General features: G+C 65.9%; 25 protein-coding genes. 4 read left to right on the top strand and 21 right to left on the bottom strand.

The genetic code is table 11. From position 1 onward, the window contains the following. Positions 1-92: 92 nt before the first annotated feature. The 4 genes from GGR48_RS13590 to trmB form a co-directional block, all read right to left on the bottom strand. On the bottom strand, positions 93-290 hold the full coding sequence (locus tag GGR48_RS13590; RefSeq protein WP_183952387.1) for a helix-turn-helix transcriptional regulator: 198 nt from the start codon (positions 288-290) through the stop codon (positions 93-95). Between the two features lie 110 nt (positions 291-400). Further along, positions 401-1,396 carry a hypothetical protein gene (locus tag GGR48_RS13585; RefSeq protein ID WP_206362462.1) on the bottom strand — a complete coding sequence of 332 codons (996 nt, stop codon included), beginning with the start codon at positions 1,394-1,396 and terminating at the stop codon, positions 401-403. A 125-nt stretch (positions 1,397-1,521) separates the two neighbouring features. Further along, positions 1,522-2,763 (bottom strand): tyrosine-type recombinase/integrase, encoded by a 1,242-nt coding sequence (locus GGR48_RS13580; RefSeq protein ID WP_183952385.1) that lies wholly within the window; start codon positions 2,761-2,763, stop codon positions 1,522-1,524. Between the two features lie 119 nt (positions 2,764-2,882). Further along, positions 2,883-3,563 carry a tRNA (guanine(46)-N(7))-methyltransferase TrmB gene (gene trmB / locus GGR48_RS13575; RefSeq protein ID WP_183952384.1) on the bottom strand — a complete coding sequence of 227 codons (681 nt, stop codon included), beginning with the start codon at positions 3,561-3,563 and terminating at the stop codon, positions 2,883-2,885. 64 nt (positions 3,564-3,627) lie between these two features. Here trmB and GGR48_RS13570 point away from each other — a divergent pair, with 64 nt between their 5' ends. Further along, on the top strand, positions 3,628-4,458 hold the full coding sequence (locus GGR48_RS13570; RefSeq protein WP_183952383.1) for a formate/nitrite transporter family protein: 831 nt from the start codon (positions 3,628-3,630) through the stop codon (positions 4,456-4,458). A 23-nt stretch (positions 4,459-4,481) separates the two neighbouring features. Here the strand turns inward: GGR48_RS13570 and GGR48_RS13565 are convergent, their stop codons facing one another. From GGR48_RS13565 to lnt, 3 genes are all read right to left on the bottom strand, one after another. Then, entirely contained in the window at positions 4,482-5,630 is a 1,149-nt protein-coding gene (locus GGR48_RS13565; protein WP_183952382.1) for an acyltransferase family protein, read from the bottom strand. Between the two features lie 323 nt (positions 5,631-5,953). Next, positions 5,954-7,153, bottom strand: coding sequence for a methionine adenosyltransferase (gene metK, locus GGR48_RS13560; protein WP_183952381.1), 1,200 nt, complete (start codon positions 7,151-7,153; stop codon positions 5,954-5,956). 41 nt (positions 7,154-7,194) lie between these two features. Continuing rightward, the gene (lnt, locus tag GGR48_RS13555; RefSeq protein WP_183952380.1) at positions 7,195-8,733 is read right to left on the bottom strand and encodes an apolipoprotein N-acyltransferase; all 1,539 of its coding nucleotides are present in this window, start codon (positions 8,731-8,733) and stop codon (positions 7,195-7,197) included. Between the two features lie 233 nt (positions 8,734-8,966). On the opposite strand from lnt, the gene GGR48_RS13550 reads away from it, so the two are divergent. The 3 genes from GGR48_RS13550 to GGR48_RS13540 all read left to right on the top strand — a co-directional run bounded on the left by GGR48_RS13550 (position 8,967) and on the right by GGR48_RS13540 (position 10,513). Next, positions 8,967-9,398, top strand: coding sequence for a VOC family protein (locus GGR48_RS13550; RefSeq protein ID WP_183952379.1), 432 nt, complete (start codon positions 8,967-8,969; stop codon positions 9,396-9,398). Then, a complete protein-coding gene (locus GGR48_RS13545) occupies positions 9,395-9,697 on the top strand; it encodes a polyhydroxyalkanoic acid system family protein (protein ID WP_183952378.1) in 303 nt (100 codons plus the stop codon). Before GGR48_RS13550 ends, GGR48_RS13545 begins: the two co-directional genes overlap by 4 nt. Before the next feature lie 186 nt (positions 9,698-9,883). Continuing rightward, on the top strand, positions 9,884-10,513 hold the full coding sequence (locus GGR48_RS13540) for a LysE family translocator (protein WP_183952377.1): 630 nt from the start codon (positions 9,884-9,886) through the stop codon (positions 10,511-10,513). A gap of 16 nt (positions 10,514-10,529) precedes the next feature. On the opposite strand, the gene GGR48_RS13535 is transcribed toward GGR48_RS13540, so the two are convergent. From GGR48_RS13535 to GGR48_RS13470, 14 genes are all read right to left on the bottom strand, one after another. After that, positions 10,530-11,858, bottom strand: a complete 1,329-nt coding sequence (locus GGR48_RS13535; protein WP_183952376.1) for a PQQ-dependent sugar dehydrogenase — start codon at positions 11,856-11,858, stop codon at positions 10,530-10,532. A 394-nt stretch (positions 11,859-12,252) separates the two neighbouring features. Next, positions 12,253-12,699, bottom strand: a complete 447-nt coding sequence (locus tag GGR48_RS13530) for a GNAT family N-acetyltransferase (RefSeq protein ID WP_183952375.1) — start codon at positions 12,697-12,699, stop codon at positions 12,253-12,255. After that, a complete protein-coding gene (locus GGR48_RS13525) occupies positions 12,696-13,601 on the bottom strand; it encodes a hemolysin family protein (protein WP_183952374.1) in 906 nt (301 codons plus the stop codon). The genes GGR48_RS13530 and GGR48_RS13525 overlap by 4 nt, the downstream gene beginning before the upstream one ends. A gap of 9 nt (positions 13,602-13,610) precedes the next feature. Then, positions 13,611-14,126 (bottom strand): rRNA maturation RNase YbeY, encoded by a 516-nt coding sequence (gene ybeY / locus GGR48_RS13520; protein ID WP_183952373.1) that lies wholly within the window; start codon positions 14,124-14,126, stop codon positions 13,611-13,613. Then, on the bottom strand, positions 14,123-14,536 hold the full coding sequence (locus GGR48_RS13515; protein WP_183952372.1) for a PIN domain-containing protein: 414 nt from the start codon (positions 14,534-14,536) through the stop codon (positions 14,123-14,125). The genes ybeY and GGR48_RS13515 overlap by 4 nt, the downstream gene beginning before the upstream one ends. Further along, positions 14,533-14,802, bottom strand: a complete 270-nt coding sequence (locus GGR48_RS13510; RefSeq protein ID WP_183952371.1) for a ribbon-helix-helix protein, CopG family — start codon at positions 14,800-14,802, stop codon at positions 14,533-14,535. The genes GGR48_RS13515 and GGR48_RS13510 overlap by 4 nt, the downstream gene beginning before the upstream one ends. A gap of 14 nt (positions 14,803-14,816) precedes the next feature. Beyond that, entirely contained in the window at positions 14,817-15,815 is a 999-nt protein-coding gene (locus GGR48_RS13505; protein ID WP_183952370.1) for a PhoH family protein, read from the bottom strand. 425 nt (positions 15,816-16,240) lie between these two features. Continuing rightward, a complete protein-coding gene (gene miaB / locus GGR48_RS13500; RefSeq protein WP_183952369.1) occupies positions 16,241-17,563 on the bottom strand; it encodes a tRNA (N6-isopentenyl adenosine(37)-C2)-methylthiotransferase MiaB in 1,323 nt (440 codons plus the stop codon). 182 nt (positions 17,564-17,745) lie between these two features. Further along, the gene (locus GGR48_RS13495; RefSeq protein WP_183952368.1) at positions 17,746-18,492 is read right to left on the bottom strand and encodes a lysophospholipid acyltransferase family protein; all 747 of its coding nucleotides are present in this window, start codon (positions 18,490-18,492) and stop codon (positions 17,746-17,748) included. After that, entirely contained in the window at positions 18,492-18,914 is a 423-nt protein-coding gene (locus GGR48_RS13490; protein WP_042489602.1) for a Fur family transcriptional regulator, read from the bottom strand. The genes GGR48_RS13495 and GGR48_RS13490 overlap by 1 nt, the downstream gene beginning before the upstream one ends. Before the next feature lie 96 nt (positions 18,915-19,010). After that, positions 19,011-19,481, bottom strand: a complete 471-nt coding sequence (locus GGR48_RS13485; RefSeq protein ID WP_183952367.1) for a GNAT family N-acetyltransferase — start codon at positions 19,479-19,481, stop codon at positions 19,011-19,013. Further along, positions 19,481-20,122, bottom strand: coding sequence for a tRNA (adenosine(37)-N6)-threonylcarbamoyltransferase complex dimerization subunit type 1 TsaB (gene tsaB / locus GGR48_RS13480; protein WP_183952366.1), 642 nt, complete (start codon positions 20,120-20,122; stop codon positions 19,481-19,483). The genes GGR48_RS13485 and tsaB overlap by 1 nt, the downstream gene beginning before the upstream one ends. 7 nt (positions 20,123-20,129) lie before the next feature. After that, positions 20,130-20,720: a malonic semialdehyde reductase gene (locus tag GGR48_RS13475; protein ID WP_183952365.1), complete on the bottom strand. Its 591-nt coding sequence runs from the start codon at positions 20,718-20,720 to the stop codon at positions 20,130-20,132. Next, complete coding sequence (locus tag GGR48_RS13470; RefSeq protein WP_183952431.1) at positions 20,720-21,292, bottom strand: NifU family protein; 573 nt, start codon at positions 21,290-21,292, stop codon at positions 20,720-20,722. Before GGR48_RS13470 ends, GGR48_RS13475 begins: the two co-directional genes overlap by 1 nt. Between the last annotated feature and the right edge of the window lie 66 nt (positions 21,293-21,358).

Raw genomic sequence — 21,358 nt, 5'->3', positions numbered from 1 at the left:
TGATGAATGTTCAGATCGGGTCGTGCGGCGGCAACCGCGCGACCCTTTCGCTTATTGGGCTTCGGCGCCCGTGCCGAGATGTCCGGCATCGCTCACGCGGCGACCGGCTGCGAGGTCGATGCGACGCGGCGCGACGCCTTCCACGTTTCGATGTCGACGGGATCGTAAACGATCCGGCGCCCGGCACGAACGAACTTGGGGCCGAATCCTAGCGACCTCCAATTCTCAGCCGTCTTGGGCGCGACGCCGATCAACGGCGCAGCCTCGACGGTGGTGAGCAGCTTCTGCATTTGCTGTCCTCCTGCCCGACTGCGGAATGCGTCGGGGACAGGAAGGTGTTTCGAGGAAGTCGAATTCGCTGACTATTTCGCCGTAATGCGCCGTAATTCGCTGCGGCGAATTAGCCGGGCACACTACGCGAATTTGCTCCAACAGTAGGCTTTTCGCCGTAAACTTCATCCCAAATTTCGGCATGGAGCGCTCTTACGCGAGGCCTTGTGATATTGTTGCCCGGCAACGCCACATCAATGGCCTTCTTAGTTGGAACAGCGCCTTTCCGCTGCATGACACATTCTCGAACGATCGCGCGAATATCATCGGTGAACACAGCCTTGAAGGCTTTTTCAGAAGGCGGGCCAGAAGACTCAGGCGGGTTTGCCGTAATTGACTGTGTCGTCTGTGCTGGAGCGGCCTTGCGCTCGGCTAAGGCAAGAAGCTCGCTTGCGCGGATTTTGGTTATATCGTTCTTGTCATCCGTCTCCGTGAACGGCTGGTAATAAATATTGGCGAGAACTTCTGCGATATTTGATTCGTGAACAAACAGATCAATGATGAAGGTTTCCCAAAATTCCTCTAATGCTGAGCCGGAAGGCGGCAGCGCCATTGCGTACGTAATGTTTGAGCTAAGTGCGGCTCGTTCAAATCTTGGAAGCGCAATCTCGAAGCGGCAGTTCCAAATGTGCGATGCGACAGGACGCATCATCCCGTTCTGATCATCTCGCATTTCAAATCGAAGATGTCCTCCGCTAGCCAGCCGCTGGAGAATTCTAAAAGTTTCAATTCTGCGCTGTTTGCTCTCTTCGGCTTTCGAAACTTCCGCAAGGGAGCGTTCGTACGCCCGAGCCCACTGAGCGAAAGTCAAGGATTCGCAAGTTTCGGGGTCTAAGCCAGCGAGGAGGGCTGCTCGCTTCTCATGCTGAAAATACAGCGTCGCATTCGTCACCTCGTCCTCTTCAGGATCGACGAAAACGTAAGCGGTGGGGTCGTAGATTACCGACGGATGCGGTAGAGCTTCGACGTGCCCTGGATTGCGTTCCAGCCCCGTCCATTCGTCGTCGAACACCTTGCGACCAACCGCCTCGAAAACCTCGGGCAAAAAGTAATAGCCGGGCGGCACGAATGGCCAAGTCGAACGATCATTCCAATTAAACACATCGCCCTCCGCAGAGCGTCCGCATAATGGAAGGGGCGGCAGGCTGGGCGGAAGCCAGCCGTTCGGGAGCTACCCTAGCCGCCCCAGCATCACGCCCGCCTCTCGGCGAGCGCAATCACGTTGGTTTCGTCGGTCTCGGTCAAGATCTGTTCAATATGCGTTGCCCAGGCGTCGAGCGCGGCCCGCTTTTCGTCGGTCCACTCGTGCCGCTGGTACACGCCAGCAACGCCGGATCTCGCACCGGACAGGTGATTGAGCACGGCCTCGGTCACCTCGAAGCGGATGCCCAGCCGCTGGAACCCGGTCGCCAAGGTGCGGCGTAGGTCGTGCAGTCGCCAGCCGGGGATCGGTTCGCCACCGTCCTTGGCCAACAGCGCGTCGATCTTTTGCTTTCCCTTGGAATGGGCTGTGAACGGGCCGTTGGCCTTCGTCGTGAACACCAGTCCCTTGCGGGGCCATTTGTCCCCCCTGGCCATCCTGTCGATCGTCTCGATCGCCAGTCGGCTAAGCGGCACGCTGTGGGGTTCGGCATTTTTGGTCCGCTCGCCTGGGATGCGCCACAGGGCCTTCGCGCGGTCCAGTTCGGTCCATGCCATGCCGGTTACTTCTTCGCGGCGCTGGCCTGTGACGATCAATAGGCGAATGATCGGCCCGAAACAGCGGTGGCAACCGGGTGCCGCAAGCCAGACGCGGCGCAGCTCGTCGTCGGTCAGCACGCGATCCCGGGCCTTGACCGGCGGCGGCGTCTCCATGCCTTCCATCGGCGATATGGAAATGTCGCCACGCCAGATGGCCCATTTGAACAGGCGCCGGAGAATGGCGAACGCATTGCGGCGTCCGGCCTGCTGATCGGCGGGCATGGCGTCGAACACCATGACGATGTCCGCGCGCGTGATGAGGGGCAGGGCCTTCTTGGCCAGCACCGGCTTCACATGGATGCGCAGTGACCGCTCGACGAGGGCGCGCCAGCCATCGCCCTTGCACGACTTCAGGAAGCTATCGGCATAGACGTTGAACGCCAGGTCAACCGCTTCCCGGCGGCGCTTCTTCTCCGCCTCGGCTGGATCGATGCCCTGTGCGATCAGGACCGACAGCCGCTCCGCCTCGGTGCGGGCCGTGGTGGGCGTCCAGGGCGAACCATGGCCCCCGATCGTGAACCGCTGGGTCTTCGCCTCGCGTCCGCCCATCCGGTATTGCAGGACATAGGACAGCGCCCCGGCCGGGGTGATCTTCACCCCGAACCCTTTCAGGTCCTCATCCCACAGGAAGGCGGCAGAGGGCCCCGGGCGGAGCGCGTCGATCGTCCTTTTATTGACCTTTCCCGTCGGCATTTCGTGCCCCGCCAGCAATCACCTGGCAATCACCGTAGCGGGAAGTAGGGGGAACATCAAGGAAACGCCGGGATGAGCTTACGAGAGGGAAGGGGGCGAACGAAGCTGGAACAGGAGGCCTAGCGGCGGATATACCTGAAATACCACACCTCATGCCCCTGACGGCGCGCCTTGCGTTCGTAGCGCGTCTCGGGCCAGTCGGCGGGGCGGGTCAGGAAGTCCTGGGGCGTGCGGGCCTGCCAGGTGAAATCCTCCCGCGCGTTCATGATCATCATCGACCAGTGGCAATAGGTCGGGTCGTCGGTGCCCAGCCGGAACTCGCCGCCCGATTTCAGCTTGCGCGCGATCGTGTCGAGCGGGCCGTGGTTCATCATCCGCCGCTTGGCATGACGCGCCTTGGGCCAGGGATCGGGGTGGAGAAGGTAGACGCGTTCCAGACTGGCATCGGGCAGCCGCTCGATCACCTCCAGCGCGTCGCCCATGTGCAGGCGGACATTGGTGAGCGCACGGTCGCGGATATGCCCTAGCGCGCCGACGACGCCGTTCAGGAACGGCTCGCAGCCGATGAAACCCGTGCCCGGCGTCGCCTCGGCCTGCCCCGCCAGATGCTCGCCCGCGCCAAAGCCGATCTCGACTTGGAGCGGACGGTCGTCGCCGAACAGGCGCATCGCGTCGAGCGGACCGTCCTCGGGCACGCTGAGCGTCGGCAGCATGTCTTCGACCAGCGCGGTCTGGCCCTGGCGCAGCTTGTGGCCCTGTCGCCGGCCATAGAGGCGGCGGATCGTCGTGGGATCGTTCATCGCCGGGCCCTTAGCGTGGGCAGGGGGTGGGAGCCAAGGGTGTGTCCGCTCGTTGGCGTGCGATATGGCGCATGATGACAAACCGGAAAACGATGGCCCGCCTCATGACGGGCAGGAGGGCGAGGCGCAGAAGGCCGCCGACGCCAAGGAACTGCATCGTACCGTGCGCGAGGCGGGCGAGGCCGAGCTCGACCGGCCGGCGGGCGCGCTGTTCTGGTCGGGACTGGCGGCGGGTATCGCCATCCATTCGTCGCTGATCGCCGAGGGGGCGTTGCATGCCGGCCTGCCTGAGGCACCGTGGCGCGAACTGGTGGCGTCGCTCGGCTATCCGGTCGGGTTCCTGGTCGTCATCCTGGGGCGGATGCAGCTCTTCACCGAAAGCACGATCACGGCGATGCTGCCGCTGGTGACCAAACCCTCGGGCTGGGCGTTGCGACGGACGCTGCGGCTATGGGCCATCGTGCTGCTCGCCAACCTGATCGGCACCGCGCTTGCCGCCGGCATGGTCGCGGGCGGGGCGCTGGGCAATGCCGAGATCCGCGAGTCGATGCTGGCGGTGTCCGAGCGGATTCTGGCGCTGGGCGGCTGGGAGACCTTCGTCAACGCGATCCCGGCGGGCTTCCTGATCGCGGTGGTCGCCTGGATCTTGCCCAATGGCCGGACCCAGGCCTTCTGGATCATCCTGGCGATCACCTATGTCATCGCCATCGCCGGGTTCAGCCATTCGATCGTCGGCGCGGACGAGACTTTCCTGCTGCTGTTCACCGGCAAAATCGACGGGATGCGCGCGCTGTTCGGGCTGCTGATCCCGGCAATCCTGGGCAATCTGGCCGGCGGCGCGGGGCTGTTCACCCTGCTTGCGCACGGCCAGGTGCAGGGCGAGGCGCGAGCGTAGCGGCACGGTGCCCCGAGCGGCCGTCAGGCCGCCGGCTTGGCGCGTGCCTTTTGAAACGCGCGTCCCAACCAGCGTCGCACCGGGAAATCGTAGAAATAGTCCAGTGCGTAAGAGATGCTGGCGAATATCAGCGTATAACAGATCGCGATCAGCGTCAGATGCTCACGATACGCGATGCCGTCGATCCGATCGAGCAGAATGACCGACACTTTGATCATGGGATAATGGGTGACGTACAGGGCATAGGACGTCACGCCGAGTACCGTGCACATTCGAACCACCCATCCTTCGAGCATGATGATCGAGCCCAGCAGGATACACATGGGGGAGATCAATAGGATGAAGGCCATGTCATAGGTCGGCGTTACCTGGCGGGATGGCGACCATAGAAGCGAGCCGGCAATGATCAGGCAGAGGGCCACGAACAGGACATTGGGCGCGGCGATGACGACCGATCGCCCCTTGGTCGCCATGTAGATCAGGATGCCGATGCAGAACGACAGGGCGCACCGGACGAAGCCGAAGACAAAACTGTCCCAGGTGTTGCCGACGGAAGCATGACCATGCCCCATGACGTAAAGGGTCATCGTCGTGGCGAGAATGGCGCACACCATCATGATCCGGCGAGGCGTGATGTAACGCCACAACATAGCCATCAGGGCGTTGGCGACCAGTTCGAACATCAGCGACCAGCATGGGCTGTTGAGCGGAAACAACTGGCCCCGGATGGGATAGGCCGGCACGATCGCGGCACCTGTCACGATATTCGCCACGAATGGCAGCGGTGGTATAGCGCGGCCCGGTTCGACCAGCAGGACGATGGCGTTTGCCGCGATGCTGATGACAAGTCCGACCAGATACAGCGGATAAAACCGGATCAGGCGAAGCATCATGAATGCGCTGGTCGACAAGTCCCGGCGGAAGCGATCGAAATAAGCGTGAAACAGGACGAAACCGCTCAGCGCGAAGAACAGGTCGACCGCCAGATAGCCGTTGCCGAGGCCGTCTCCCTTATAATCGGTCGCCACGCCCTTCACATGATACAAGACCACGATCATCGCCGCCAAACCGCGAAACGCATCCAGAGCTGGATAGCCGCGCCCCTTGTGTCCGACCGCTTTGACATGTCCCTGCTCATTGACCCAGGCAGGTGTCGACGGCAAAAATTCCATATGCCCCCCGGCATGATAGTGGACAGGCACGCGCCCCCCGGCGCAGGCGTGTCCATTAGGGGCGCGGTTCGATGAACGACCCGCCGGCGAATGCGGCCTATGTGGCTGTCTAACCAGGTCGCATCGGCCTTCGGACGCCGTCGATCGTCCCCGCCGCTATTCGCGACAATCTTTACAGGTCGGGGTGAGCGTCAAAAAGGGCGTGGGCGTACAGATCAAGGAAGCAGCGGATCAATACGGCACAGATCGTGCCCGCCCCCAAAACAAAACGCCCGCGCGGGTCATCCCCGCACGGGCGTCTTTTCCTCAATCCTGAGCCGGGATCAGGCGACGGCGGCCTTGATCTGTTCGACCAGGTCGGTCTTTTCCCAGGTGAACAGCGCGCCCTCCGCCTCACGGCCGAAGTGACCATAGGCGGCGGTCTTCGAATAGATCGGCGCGTTCAGCTTCAGATGCTCGCGGATACCCTTGGGCGTCAGGCGAACCAGCTTGGGGAGAGCCGCTTCCAGCTTGGCCTCCTCGACCTGGCCGGTGCCGTGCAGGTCGACATAGACCGACAGCGGCTCGGCGACGCCGATCGCGTAGGACAGCTGGATGGTGCAGCGCTTGGCCAGGCCCGCCGCGACGACGTTCTTGGCGAGATAGCGCGCGACATAGGCGGCCGAGCGGTCGACCTTGGTCGGGTCCTTGCCGCTGAACGCGCCGCCGCCATGCGGGGCCGCACCGCCATACGTGTCGACGATGATCTTGCGGCCGGTGAGCCCTGCGTCACCATCCGGGCCGCCGATCTCGAACAGGCCGGTCGGGTTGACGTAGATCTGCTTCTCCTCGGGCAGCCAGCCCTCGGGCAGCACGTCGGTGAGGACCGACGTCACATAATCGCGAAGCTTGGCCTGGCCCGCTTCGTTCGACAGTTCGGCCGAATGCTGGGTCGACACGACGATCGCCGTCGCGCGGACCGGCACGCCGTTCTCGTACTGCAGCGTGACCTGGCTCTTGGCGTCGGGCTCCAGGAAGGGGGCCGCGCCGGAGTGACGGTCGGCCGCCATCTTTTCCAGGATCTTGTGGCTGTAATAGAGGGTGGCGGGCATCAGGCCGGGCGTCTCGTCGGTCGCGTAACCGAACATGATGCCCTGGTCGCCGGCGCCTTCGTCCTTGTTGCCGCTCTCGTCCACGCCCATCGCGATGTGCGCCGACTGGGCGTGCAGGTTGTTCGAGAAATCGAAGGTCTGCCAGTGGAAGCCCGACTGCTCATAGCCGATCCGCTTGACGGTGTCGCGCACGGTCCGCTCGATCTCCTCCAGCGCGCCCTCGGCCCACTGGTCGTTCTCGAACACGCCCTTGCAGCGGATTTCACCCGCCAGCACGACCTTGTTGGTGGTGGTCAGCGTCTCGCACGCGATGCGCGCTTCCGAATCCTTGGACAGGAACAGGTCGACGATCGAGTCGCTGATCTGGTCTGCGACCTTGTCGGGGTGACCTTCGGAAACCGATTCCGAGGTGAAGATGTACGAGTTCCGCATTCCCGTCCTCATAAGGATATAAAGATAGCTTTATATCGGTCCTAGCGGCGGCGGCGGCGGATGGCAACGCCGATCGCGGCCAGGCCGGCGGCCACGGCCAGCGCCAGCATGTTGCCGACCCGTGAAAAGACCGTCGGCGGAAGGGCGGCGGGCAGGGGGGCTTCGGCCGCGCCGGCGGTCAGATGCGGGACGGTCGAGACCAGCCGGCCATCGGCGGCGATGATCGCGGAGATGCCGTTGGGCGTCGCGCGGATGATCGGCAGCCCCTCCTCGATCGCGCGCAGCCGCGCCTGCGCCAGATGCTGCGGCGGACCCCAACGGCCGAACCAGGCATCGTTGGAGGGGTTGAAGAGCAGGCGCGGGCGACGCGCGCGGTCGACGACCTGACCCGAAAAAATGATCTCATAACAAAGCTGGACACCCACCGGCCCGAAGCCGGGGATGCGCAGGTTGCGCGGGCCGGCGCCAGGGCTGAAGTCCATGTCGCCGGGCACCAGTCGCGCCAGCCCCAGCGGCTTCAACAGCCAAGGCATCGGCAGATACTCGCCATAAGGCACCAGATGCGCCTTGTCATAGCGGCCGATGATCTGCGCGCCCCGCCCGATTGCGAAGACGCTGTTGGCGGCGCTCGCCACGCGCGCACGGTCGGGCGAGAAATACAACGCGGTGCCGCCGACGAGCGCGGTGTCGCGCGGCCCCAGCACGCTGGCGATCTGGCGGCGCGTCCAGAAGGGCGGGGCATAGTTGAACCCGAAATAGGCCCAGTCAGGATAGCCGTCCTCGATCATGTCGCGCACCACCCCCTCGGGCCAGACGACCAGACGGGGGCGGGGGCCGGGGCGTCCCGACAATTCGGTCAACCGCTTCAACAGCAGCGGTCCGTCGCTCTCGCCGCGCTGGTCCTGGCTGACATTGGGCTGGACCACGCGGACCAGCGGCGCGTTCGCGGCCGGCTCGGGCGCGCGGGTCAGCGGGGCGGACAGCGCGGCGGCGCCGGTGACGGGCACCATGACGGCGGCCAGGCGCCAGTCCTTGCGCAAGGCCAGCCAGATCGCGCCGGCCAGCACCACGGTCAGCCCCGACAGCGCATAGGTGCCGACGAACGCGCTCATCCGCGCGACGCCGATCACCGGCAGCCACGCGACCGACAACGGGTCCCAGGCATAGCCGGTGAACAGCCGGGCACGTAGATATTCGGTCGCGATCCACGCCGCGCCGAAGATCAGCACATAGGCGACATCGGCCCGCCGCCCGCGAAACCGCCATGCCACGCCCGCCGCCGCCATCGGAAAGACGGCGAGGTACAGGGCAAGGCCGACCGCCGCGAAATAGCCCAGCACGGGCGGCATTTTGTTCTGAAAGTCGAAGGCGTGCTGGAACCAGTTGTTGTTGACGGTGAAATGCCCGACCCCGAACGCCCAGCCGCGCCACAACGCGGCGCGCATGCTGGGCGCATCCTGCACCAGGACGAGCAGGACGATCAGCCCGCCGAGCAGCAGCGGCCAGAGGTCGAGCGGGGCGAAGCCGCAGGCGGCGACGGCGCCTGCGATCAGGGCGACAAGGGCGGGGTAGCGGGTCACGGCGGCAGGATATGACGCCTGCGCATGACAGGAGCAATGCGGGATGTGGGGGGATGCCCCTCCATCACCCGGCTTTGCCGGGCGGTCCCCCTCCCCCAAGCACAGCTTGGGGAGGACTTGGGCTGACCATTCCTCCCCAAGCTGTGCTTGGGGAGGGGGACCATGCGTAGCATGGTGGAGGGGCATCCCCGCCAGAGGTGGAAAACCCCGCCCGGACACCCTAGCTTCCCTCCATGACCCTGCGCCCCTTCCATCTCGCCTTTCCGGTCCACGACCTTGCCGCCGCGCGCGACTTTTACGGCTCGATCCTTGGCTGTGCCGAGGGGCGGTCGAGCGATCACTGGATCGATTTCGATCTGTTCGGGCATCAGATCGTCGCCCATCTCGACCCGGCGGCGAAGCCGGTGGCGGTGGAGAATGCGGTCGATGGCCATCAGGTGCCGGTGCCGCATTTCGGCGTCGTCCTGACCATGGCCGATTGGGAGGCGCTGGCCGCGCGCGTGGAGGCGGCGGGGGTGGCCTTCGGCATCGCGCCCTATGTCCGCTTCAAGGGCCAGCCGGGCGAGCAGGCGACGATGTTCTTCCGCGACCCCAGCGGCAACGCGCTGGAATTCAAGGCCTTCGCCGATGACGCGATGCTCTTTGCCACGGAGATGACCGCATGAGTGCCCCGATCTCGCTCGATATTCCCCATAAGCTGGGCAAGGCGGCGGTGCGCGAACGCCTGGACGGCGGCGTCGGCAAGATCGGCCGGCTGATCCCGGGCGGCGCCACCGTCGAGCATCGCTGGGAGGGGGATACGATGCACTTCACCGTCGGCGCGATGGGACAGTCGGTGGCGGCGCAGGCGACGGTGTTCGACGACAAGGTGCACGCCGTCGTCAGTCTGCCGGGTTTCCTGTCGCTGTTCTCGGGGCAGATCGAATCGGTGATCCGCTCCGAAGCACCCAAGCTGCTCAAATAACCCCCATCCTCCCCGGTACGGGGAGGTGGCAGCGCGCAGCGCTGACGGAGGGGGGCTTCCGAAACGGACGCCACTCGTGAGACGCCCCTTCCACCGTGTTTCGCACGCCCGCCCCGTACCGGGGCGGATATTTGCGGTTCGGTTCAACCGTCCCTAATGCCACGCCATCTGCAAGGGGAAACGCACATGGCGCTGCACACATGGTGGCTCTTCGTCGGGGCCGTCTTCCTGCTGTCGGGTACGCCCGGCCCCAACATGCTGCACATCCTGACCCGATCGGTCGATATGGGGCTGAAGCGCAGCGTCGCCGCCATGGCGGGATGCCTGTCCGCCGTCGTGCTGGTGCTCGCCGCCTCCGCTGCCGGGCTGACCACGTTGCTGCTCGCGCTGCCCGGCGCGTTCGAGGTGATCCGCTATGCCGGCGTCGCCTATCTTCTGTATCTGGGCATCAAGGCATGGCGGGCGGACATCGCACCGCTCGACGTCAGCGAGGCCGTGCTGCCGCGCAGCCTGTCGCGCACCGCGCTGTTCCGCGGCGGCTTCCTCATCGGTATCAGCAATCCCAAGCTGATCCTGTTCGCGGTCGCCTTCCTGCCGCAGTTCATCAATCCCGCCCGCGCGCAGGTCCCACAGTTCGCGACGCTGGTCGCGACCTTCGCGGTGATCGAGGCCTTTTGGTACGGCGTCTATGCGCTCGGCGGTCGTTCGCTGTCGCGCTACCTCGCCAAACCGGCGGTGAAGCGCGCCTTCAACCGGATGACCGGCGCGATCTTCGTCGGCTTCGGTCTGGCGCTGCTGCGGGTCAAGCCGGCCTGACCCGCAAGCCCGCGCGTCACTTTGCTGCGCTGACCCGCCACACGACATTGCCGACGTCATCGGCGACCAGCAGACCGCCCGCCTTGTCGACGATCACGCCGACCGGCCGGCCCTGCGCCTCGCCCTTGCCGTCTAGGAAGCCGCCGACCACGTCGACCGGCTTGGCGCCCGCCACGGGGAACCCGTTCGCGCCGAACGGCACGAACACGACCTTGTAGCCCGAGGCAGGCTTGCGGTTCCACGACCCATGCTCGCCGACGAACGCGCCGCGCGCGAAGCGGTCGCCGAGCCTGGCATTTTGCGAGAAGGTCAGGCCCAGCGCGGCGACATGCGGCCCCAGCGCATAATCGGGGCGCTTCACATATTGCTGGAGCGCGGGATTGGCCGGCTCGACCCGATCATCGGGATAGCCACCCCAATAATACCAGGGCCAGCCGAAATGGTCGCCGAACTCGACCTGGGTCAGATAGTCGGGCGCGAGGTCGGAGCCGAGCATGTCGCGCTCATTGACCACCGTCCACAGCCGGTTGCTGATCGGGTTGAGCGCCATGCCGACCGGATTGCGCAGGCCGCCGGCATAGACGCGCCAGTTCTTGTCGTTCGGCCAGACCTGCAGGATCGTCGCGCGGAATTTCTCGGCATCCATGCCGTTCTCGGCGATGTTGCTGGCCGAGCCGACCGAGACATAGAGGGTCTTGCCATCCTCCGCCGCGATCACGTTGCGCGCCCAGTGATTGCCCCCGCCGCGCAACGGCACGACCTTTTCGGGCTTGGCGGTGATCTGCGTCTCGCCCTCGCGGTACGGCACGCGCACCAGCGCATCGGTGTTGGCGATGTAGAGATAGCCGTCGAAGAACACCATGCCGAAGGGCGAGTTCAGCCCGGTCATGAAGGCGGTCTTCATATCGGCCTTGCCGTCGCCATTGGTGTCGCGCAGCAGCGTGATGCGATTGGCCGACGGCACCGCCGCGCCGGCGCGGCCGAGGAAGAAGTTCATCACCCGCTGCGTGATGCCGGCGGCAGGGCGCGGCGGCGAGTTGGTCTCGGCCACCAGCACGTCGCCATTGGGCAGTTCGTACAGCCAGCGGGGATGGTCGAGGCTGGTGGCGAAGGCTTGAATCGCCAGACCCGGTGCTACCTGCGGCTTGGCCCCCTGCGCCCAGCCGACCGGCTTGGCGATATTGACGGTGGGGATCACCTGCTCGCGCGGTGCGCTGATCGTCGGCTGCTTGCCGGCCACCTGATCGACGCTCAACCGCGCCGTATCAGGCCAGGCCAGCCAGGCAATGACGGCGATACCGATCAGGACGATGATGCCGGAGACGATCAGGACGTGTTTACGCATATGCCAGAGATACGCGCAGCGCGGCATGGGGGGAAGGGGGTGTGCACGGGCCCTTGCACGAAGGGTGGCCGCCGGTGTTTAGGGAGCGCACCGGCGGCCATCGAAGGCGCGAAGGTCAGGGAGTTATTTCGCGCCCTCGAACCGGGAAGCGTCGGGGGGCGATGCAATGCCACGAGCCCGACATACTTAACCTGTTGATTCGCTTTTAGCGGGCGAATTTTTATCGCGATAATGGATTAAACCATCGTCAGTGATCGAGTGTGTGACTTGGGAACGGTCGTGGAGGGCGTGGCCTTCGACTTCGCTCAGGCTGAACAGACGTTGGTAAAAGGCTCATTGCCCCTTGCCCCATTCAGCCTGAGCGAAGTCGAAGGCCACGCCCCAACCCCGCCATTCAACCGCCGATGATCAGCACCATGTCGACGCGGTCCAGCCCCGGCCCATAGCCATTCGCCGTCACGCCCTCGCTGACAAAGCCGAGCCGCTCGTAAAAGGCCCGGCTATGCTGACTGGTGTCCAGCCGCACCGCGCGGGCCCCCGCCTCAGCCGCCCGATCCAGCCGCGTGCGGACCAGCGCGGTGCCGATGCCCTGCCGATGCAAGTGGCGCTCGACCATGCCCCAGCACAGATGCGCGGTTCTCTCCTCCGCGTCGATCGCCATGCCGCCACAGCCGACGATCCGCCCGTCCTGCTCGGCCACCTGAAAGCCCCATGCTGCGGCCTCGTGGTCAAGGAAATGGGCGAAATCGGCCCGCTCGGAGGGCGCGAAATAGGGGGCGCTGTTGCCGTCGAACAGCGCCAGGCAAGCGTCGCGGTCGTCCGCCCGATAGGCGCGGATCATTCGTCGACGGTGGCCACCGCCGGGTGCAGGCGCAGGCGATGGATGCGGCGCTCGTCCGCCTCGGTCACCTCGATCCGCCAGCCGCTGGGATGGTCGATGCAGGTGCCGACCGGTGGCACCTGCCCCGCCAGCACGGCGGTCAGGCCGCCCAGCGTGTCGACATCGTCCTCGGCTTCCTCGAGCACCGGATCGACCGCGCGGCCGACCTCTTCCAGCCCGACGCGGGCATCGGCGTCCCAGGCCCCGCCATCGAGCGGCACCAGCATCGCCTGCGGCGCCTCGTCATGCTCGTCCTCGATCTCGCCGACGATCTCCTCGATCAGGTCCTCGATGGTGACGAGGCCCTCGGTACCCGAATATTCGTCGAGCACGACCGCCAGGTGCACCCGCTTCTGGCGCATATCGGCCAGCAGATCGAGCGCGCCGCGCGACATGGGGACGTAAAGCGGATCGCGGATCAGCCCGGCGATGCTGGCGGGATGTTCCGCGCCGGTCGCCAGGATGTTGAACACGTCCTTGATATGGACCATGCCGATGATCGCATCCAGCGTCTCGCGATAGACGGGCAGGCGGCTGTGCCCGGCCTCCGCGAAGATCTGGACCATATGGTCGAAGGTCGTCCGCTCTTCGATCGCGATGATGTCGGCGCGAGGCACGCCCACATCGCCGGCATCGCGCTCGCCGAAATGGAGGAGGTTGCGCACCATCTGCCGCTCCAGCGGGGTCAGGTCGCCCTTGGCATCGGGGCCGGGATCGCCCTCATGCCGGTCGATCGCCTCTTCGAGCTGGTCGCGTAGCGATTCTTCCTGCTCCTCGCCGAAGATCAGGCTTTTCAGCCCGCGCCAGATACCATTCTCGTTGGAGTCACCGTTGCCGGTGCTGCTACTGGGGCCGTCGGCCATCGGGGGGTGTCAGTCCTCGCGCACTAGATAGGGGTCATCGATGCCGAGGCTGGCCAGCGCGTCGCGCTCGATCGCTTCCATCGCTTCGGCCTCGTCATCCTGCATATGGTCATAGCCTAGCAGATGCAGCACGCCATGCACCAGCAGATGCGTGGCATGGGTTTCGGTCGCGATCCCGCGTTCGGCCGCTTCGGCGACGCAGACACCGTGGGCCAGCACGATGTCGCCGAGCAGCACTTCGCCATCGTCCGAATTCTGCGTCACCGTCGCGATCAGATCGGGCTGCACCATCGGGAAGGACAGGACGTTGGTCGGCTTGTCCTTCTGTCGGTACTGGCGGTTGAGCGCGTGCACCTCGTCATCGCTGGTCAGCCGCACCGAAATCTCGATCAGCGCGGGCGTGGTCAGCAAGGGGCCATGCGGCGTCCGCTCGATCGCGGCGCGCGCGGCGCGGGTGGCTAGCGCCTCCCAACTCTGCTCGTCGCCCGACCAGGGCTCTTCATGGATCAGCGCAATCTCGATCATTGGAGCCTTTCAGGATCGGCCAGGTCAGTCAGGGCAAAATCGTCGCCCTTGTACAAGAGTTCCGCGTCTTGGCCATGCGCGCAGGCATAGGCAAAACAATCGCCCATGTTGAGGCGGGCGGGGTGATGGCCCTTGCCGTAGCGGGCATAGGCGATGACGGCCTGTTCGGCTTCCTCGGCGCCGATCGGAAGGAGCCGGAGGTCGAGCGCTAGGCGAAATCGCTCGACTTCCGCCCATGCCAGTTCGACACTCGTGTCACGCGCCCGCCGTACGGCTGCCATCGTTTCCCAAAGCGCGACGGCGCTGGTCAGACGCTCGTCATGATTCTCCAGCCGCTCGGCGAGCCTGTCGACCTCGGTTTCCTTCAGGATGATCGCGACCAGCGCCGAGGCGTCGACAAAAATACTCACAGGCCGCCTGAAAGATCGTCGTAAAATGCCTTGTCGATGACGATGCCGGTCGGTGGCGGCAACGCCGAGGTGCGGTGCAGTTCCGCAATGACGTCGCGCAAGGGGCGTCGCTCCATTTGGTCAGGCTCGGCCTTGACCAGCAGTTCCGCGAGCGCCCGCCGAATCGCCTCCTCCTCGCTGACGCCCAGACGCCGGGCCGCGCGCGCGACCTGCTCGCGCGTGTCGGTGCCCAGCGTCAGCGGGGGATAGGGATCGCGTTCGGCCATGCGCGCATCCTATCTCAGGCGTTCGGCCCTTCATAGGCGTCGACGATGCGCCCGACGATCGGGTGGCGGACGACGTCGGCGGCGGTGAAGCGGCTCATGGCGATCCCCTCGATCCCCTCCAGGCGACGCACCGCATCGGCCAGGCCGGAGGCGGGCACGCCGCCGGGCAGGTCGACCTGGTTGGGGTCGCCGCAGATGACCATACGGCTGTTCTGGCCGAAGCGGGTCAGGAACATCTTCATCTGCGCCGGCGTGGTGTTCTGCGCCTCGTCGAGGATGACGAAGGCGTCGGCCAGCGTCCGGCCGCGCATGAAGGCGATCGGCGCGATCTCGATCTCGCCGCTGGCGATCCGCCGTTCCACCTGCTCGGCGGGCAGGCAGTCATGCAGCGCGTCGTAGAGCGGGCGGAGATAGGGATCGACCTTCTCCTTCATGTCGCCGGGCAGGAAGCCCAGCTTCTCGCCCGCCTCGACCGCCGGGCGCGACAGGATCAGCCGTTGGACCGATCCGGTGATGAGCTGCGCCACCGCCTGCGCCACCGCCAGATAGGTCTTGCCGGTGCCCGCCGGTCCCAGCGCGAAGATCATGTCGTTGGACACGAGCTCCTTCATATAATGCGCCTGGGCGGGGGTGCGCGGCACGATCGTCTTCTTGCGCGTGCGGATCATGATCGGCGGGGCGGAGGTGCGTTCGGCGCTGAGTATGCCGTCGAGCGTCGGTTCGGAGGCCATCGCGATCGCGGCGTCGACCAGCCCGGTATCGACCTCCTCGCCGCGCTGGATACGCGCGTACAGGTCGTTCAGCACGTCGCGGGCCAGCGCGACCTGCTCGGCGGTCCCCTCCAGCCCGACGCGGTTGCCGCGCGCGGTGATGTAGACGCCCAATCGATTCTCCAATGCGACCAGATTGCGGTCATATTGGCCGAACAGCTGCGCCAGCACTTGCGGCTTGTCGAAGCTGAGTTCCGCCCGGCTGCGTTCACCGGCCTGGGCGGGGAGGGGCTTGCGGCTCATGCGGTCCTTTCACCGTCAGTAGGTTCCCCCAAGATGGGGTGGCGAGGATCGGAACGCCAGCGAAATTGCGTGACATGGGTGTGACGGGAAGACAGTTTTTTGCGCGCAGCGGCGCGGAGGGCGCGGAGGAAGCGGAGAAGAAGAGCCCTCCGTTTCAGTCGGAAGACATTCTTCTTCCTCTGCGCCTCTGCGCGATTGAGAAGATTTTGGTTCGCGCGGAGACGCGGAGGCGCGGAGAGGGTGTATCCAGCCGCAATCTTGGCCTGTCTGCGTCAGGCGTTCGAAAAATGTCTTCCAACTACGAGTGCTGGATACACTATCAGCGGGCGAGACATCTCCGCGTCTCCGCGCGAACAAAATCGCGGAAGTGCGAGCGTGGGCTTCGCTCAGCCTGAACGGCGGTCGAGGATGCGGACGGGGCGGAGTTACGCCGCAGCCTTCACCTTCGCTTGTCCGGTCAGCGAGTTGGGGCCGGCGGCGACCAGTTCGACTTCGACCAGGTCACCGATCTGATGGTCGCCGATCAGGTGGACCGACTGGAGCCAGGGCGACTTACCGAGCATCTGGCCGGGCAGCTTGCCGCGCCGTTCGATCAGGACGGTGCAGCTCCGGCCGACGCTCGCCATGTTGAAGGCGTGCTGGTCGCGGTTGAGCGACGCCTGCAGCCGCTGGAGCCGCTCGTCCATCACTTCGGCCGGCACCTGATCGTCCATGGAGGCGGCGGGCGTGCCGGGGCGGGGCGAGTATTTGAAGCTGAACGCCTGGGCATAGCCCATCGCGTCGACCAGGCTCAGCGTGTCGGCGAAGTCTTGTTCGGTTTCTCCGGGGAAACCGACGATGAAGTCGCCCGACAGCGCGATGTCGGGCCGTACCGCGCGCACCCGGTCCATCAGCCGCATATAGCTGTCGCGGCTATGCTGGCGGTTCATCGCCTTCAGGATGCGGTCGCTCCCCGACTGGACCGGCAGATGGAGGAACGGCATCAGGCTTTCGACATCGCGGTGCGCATCGATCAACCCCTGCGTCATGTCGTTGGGGTGGCTGGTCGTATAGCGGATGCGGTGCAGCCCCGGAATCCGGTCCATCTCGCGGATCAGGCCATGCAGGCCGCGATCGTCGGCGTCGTTCCAGGCATTGACGTTCTGACCCAGCAGCGTGATCTCGCGCGCACCGGCATCGACCAGCGACCGCGCCTCGTCCATGATCGCCGAATAGGAGCGGCTGACCTCCGCGCCGCGCGTATAGGGCACGACGCAATAGGTGCAGAATTTGTCGCAGCCTTCCTGCACCGTCAGGAACGCCGAGGGGTTCACCTTGCGGCGGCCCGGCAGATGCGCGAACTTCGACTCGACCGGCATGTCGGTGTCGAGCGCGGCCTCGCCTGCCGCCGCCTTGGCAACCAGATCGGGCAGGTTGTGATAGGCCTGCGGGCCGACAACCACATCGACCTTGGCGCGGCGGACGATTTCCTCGCCTTCCGCCTGCGCGACGCAGCCGGCGACCGCGATCATCGGCTTGCGGCCCTGTTCGCCCGCGTCCTTGCGCAGCCGGCCGATCTCCGAATAGACCCGCTCAGTCGCGCGCTCACGAATGTGGCAGGTGTTGAGCACCACCAGATCGGCGGCACTGGCATCGTCGGTCGTCGTCAGGCCTTGCGCGGCCATCAGCTCGGCCATGCGCTCGCCGTCATAGACGTTCATCTGACAGCCGAAGGACTTGACGTGAAAGGTCTTGGGGGATGCGGGCATCCGCGCCCCTTATCGCAAAACGGTCATGCTCGCCAGCGTTCCCCTATTCCTCCCCTGCAAGGGGAGGTGGCAGGGCGAAGCCCTGACGGAGGGGTGTCACGCTCTCGATAGGGGTGATACCCCTCCACCAGCTTCGCTGGTCCCTCTCCCCTTGCAGGGGAGGAATGTGAACGGCTTTAAAATCAGGCGTTGGCGATCCGTGCGCGGGCCTCGGCGGCCAGGGCTTTGCGATCGGGATGATCGGCGGGATCGAACGGGTCCAGATAGTGCAGCGTCACGCTGAACCGCCCCGGCCGGCGCAGCACGCGCCGGGCATGGGCGTCGCCGGGATCGGTGCCCAGCCAGGCGAGGTCGCCAGCTGCCGCGCCGTAATCGATCCTGACCGGCTGGATGCGGATGCCCGGCACCGGCGGCACCAGCGCGGCGAACAGGGCGGGCTTGAAGGGCAGGAGGTCCAGATCGTCGCCGGTGGTCCCCTCGGGAAAGATCGCGATCGGCTGATGCTCGGCCAGTGCTGCGCGGATGCTCGCCACCTGATCGCCGACGCCCAGCCGGTCGCCGCGCGCGACGAAGACCGTCCGGTTCAGCCCCGCCAGCCATCCGATCAGCGGCAGCGCGGCGACCTCGGCCTTGGCGACGAACCGCGTTCCCGCCGTACCCGCCAGCAGCAATATGTCGAACCAGCTGAGATGGTTGGCCGCGATCATCACGTCGCGGTGAAGCGGCTGCCCGACGACCCGGATGTCCGCGCCCAGGATCACCGCGACCCGCCGCAGGAAACGGCGCGGCCAGGGCGAGGCGCGCCCCACCAGCCGCCACGCGCCGTGCAGCGGCAGCGCGATCAGCAGCGCGGCGACGATACACGAAAGGCGACCCGCTGCACGCAGGCCGCCTTTGCTGTCGGCATCGCGATGGGCGATGACGGCCATCAACTCTTGCGGTCGAGGCTGACGCCGTAGAGTTCCATGCGGTGGTCGACCAGGCGGAAGCCCAGCTTCTCGGCGATCGCCTTTTGCAGCTGTTCCAGTTCCGGGTCGACGAACTCGATCACGCGGCCGGTCTCGACATCGATCAGATGGTCGTGATGCGCCTCGGGCGAGGGCTCGTAGCGGGCGCGGCCGTCGCCGAAATCGTGGCGGTCCAGGATGCCCGCTTCTTCGAACAGGCGGACGGTGCGGTATACGGTCGCGATCGAGATGCCGGGATCGATCTTGGCGGCGCGCTCATAGACCTTTTCCACGTCCGGATGGTCCTCCGCCTCCGACAGGACGCGGGCGATCACGCGACGCTGTTCGGTAATGCGCAGTCCCTTTTGTGCGCACAGCGCTTCGAGATCGATCTTGCGGGCCATGATATTCAAACTCCTCGGGCTGGCCCCTCTCTACGCGCAAAGGCTAATTGCGAAAAGAGGATAGCGACTCGCAATAACTCGGATAGCGTGATCGGCTCAGCCGATGGCCCGCTGATAGGTATGCGCGTCGTAATGGCGCCCGTCCGCGCCCTTGTAATAGTTGCGCCGCTCGCCGCATTTGGCGAAGCCGTGGCGGGTATAGAAGTGCACGGCGGGGTTATTGGCGCGGACCTCGAGATGCAGCGTCACCACCCCGGCGGCGGCGCAGTCGTGCATCACGCGTTCGACCAAAGCGCTGGCGACGCCGCTGCGCCGATGGTCGGGCACGACGCCGAGCAGCAGCAATTCGGCCTCATCCATCACCGAGCGCACCAGCGCGAAGCCGGCGGGTTCCTGGCCCATCTCCGCCAGGATCAGCTGGATGCCGGGCAGCGCCATCACGCCCAGCAGCTGCGAACGCGTCCAGGCTTCGCCCCATTGCGGGTCGAAGGCGGCGGCCATCACCGCCTCGACCGCCCCGGCGTCGCGCGCGTCACCGGGACGCAACGAGAGGCTGAGGCTGGCCATCAGGTGGCGCCGGCCTCGGGCGGTGTGATGCCGCCGGGCAGCTTGGCATCGGGCGCGCGGCCATAGACCGGGCGCGGGGGCAGCGCGGTCAGCTCGGGGGGCAGGCGCCATGCTTCGGCCGCATCGGGCAGCGCCTCGATGGCCGGCAGATCGGGTGACAGCGCGGTCAGCCACCGCACGCCGTTACCCACCGCGACCCGGCCATCCAGCGCGGCCAGCGCCGCGTCGGGCTTCATCGAGGCGAAGCCGGTCAGCGGCGTCAGGTCGCGCGCGAAGGCCTGGACGAAGACCTCGCCATGCCCGCCCTCCAGCACGACCGACACGGCGTCGTCATCGCAGGCGGCGAAGGCGGCGGCCGCGACCAGCGCGAGCGAGTTATACCCGGTCGCGGTCACGCCCCAGCCCAGCGCCAGCCCGCGCGCCGCCGCGATGCCGACGCGGATGCCGGTGAAACTGCCGGGGCCGCAATCGACCCAGATGCGCTCCGCCCGGCCGCCATCCGGCAGCGCGGCGATCATCGGCACCAGCTTTTCGGCATGGCCGCGCCCGACCACGTCATGGGCGCGCGCGATCACCCGGTCGCCGTCGAGAAGGGCGACCGAGCAGGCGGCGGTGGCGGTATCGATGACCAGCGTGCGCAAGTGCGGCTCAGGCGATCCGATTGGCCTGCTCGAACGCGAGCCGGGGATTGCGCGGGTGCAGCGTGCTGCGATCGCCATAGCCGATGGTCGCGATGAAGTTCGACCGCACGCCCGGCTGGTCGGCGAAGAACGCCTTGTCGACCGCGCCCTGATCAAAGCCCGACATCGCGCCCGTATCCAGCCCCAGCGCCCGCGCGGCGAGGATCAGATAGGCCCCCTGGAGCGAGCTGTTGCGGAAGGCCGACGCCTCGCGCAGTTCGGTATTGCCGTCGAACCAGCTCTTGGCATCCACATGCGGGAAGAGCTGCGGCAAATTCTCGTGGAAGTCCACGTCCATGCCGATGATGACGGCGGCGGGCGCGGCGCGGATCTTGTCCGGGTTGCTGCCCGTCGCGCAATCGGCCAGCTTGTCCTTGGCCTCCTGGCTCAGGCACCAGACCATGCGCGCCGGGCTCTGGTTGGTCGAGGTCGGCGGCATCTTCATCAGATCCCAGATCGCCCGAATCTCATCCTCGCCGACGGGCGTGTCGAGATAATGGTTGAAGGTGCGGCCTTCGCGGAACAGCCGGTCGAGGCTGGCGTCGTCGATCGGGTTCATCAGACCGCCCTGACTTCGGTGACTTCGGGAACATAGTGACGCAGCAGCTGCTCGATGCCGTTCTTCAGCGTCGCGGTCGAGGAGGGGCAACCGGCGCAGGCGCCCTGCATCTTGAGATAGACCTTGCCCTTGTCGAACCCGCGATAGACGATGTCGCCACCGTCATTGGCGACGGCCGGCCGCACCCGCGTGTCGATCAGTTCGCGAATCTGCGCGACGATGTCGGCATCGGCGGGATCGTCGCTGAACGCCTCTTCCTCGCCCGGCACCGCAAAATCGGCCGCGCCCTGTTTGAACAGCGGCATCTGCGCCGAGAAATGGTCGAGCAGGATGCCGAGTACATCGGGCTTTACCTCCGACCAGTCGGTGCCGGGGGCGACCGTGACCGAGACGAAGTCGCGGCCGAAGAACACGCCGGTCACATCCCCCAAGTTGAAGATCGCCTCGGCCAGCGGGCTGGCGGCGGCTTCCTCGGGCGAGGCGAAGTCGCGGGTGCCGCTGTCCATGACCTTGCGGCCGGGCAGGAATTTCAGCGTCGCCGGGTTGGGCGTCGGTTCGGTCTCGATCAGCATGACCGCCATGTGGCCCGCCCGGCGTCGGGGATCAAGCGGGCAGGCGGAAAGGATGCGTTTCGCGAC

The organism is Sphingomonas pseudosanguinis, from assembly GCF_014196255.1.
Classification (GTDB): Bacteria; Pseudomonadota; Alphaproteobacteria; order Sphingomonadales; family Sphingomonadaceae; genus Sphingomonas; species Sphingomonas pseudosanguinis.
This window is presented reverse-complemented; position numbering and strand designations above follow the sequence as displayed.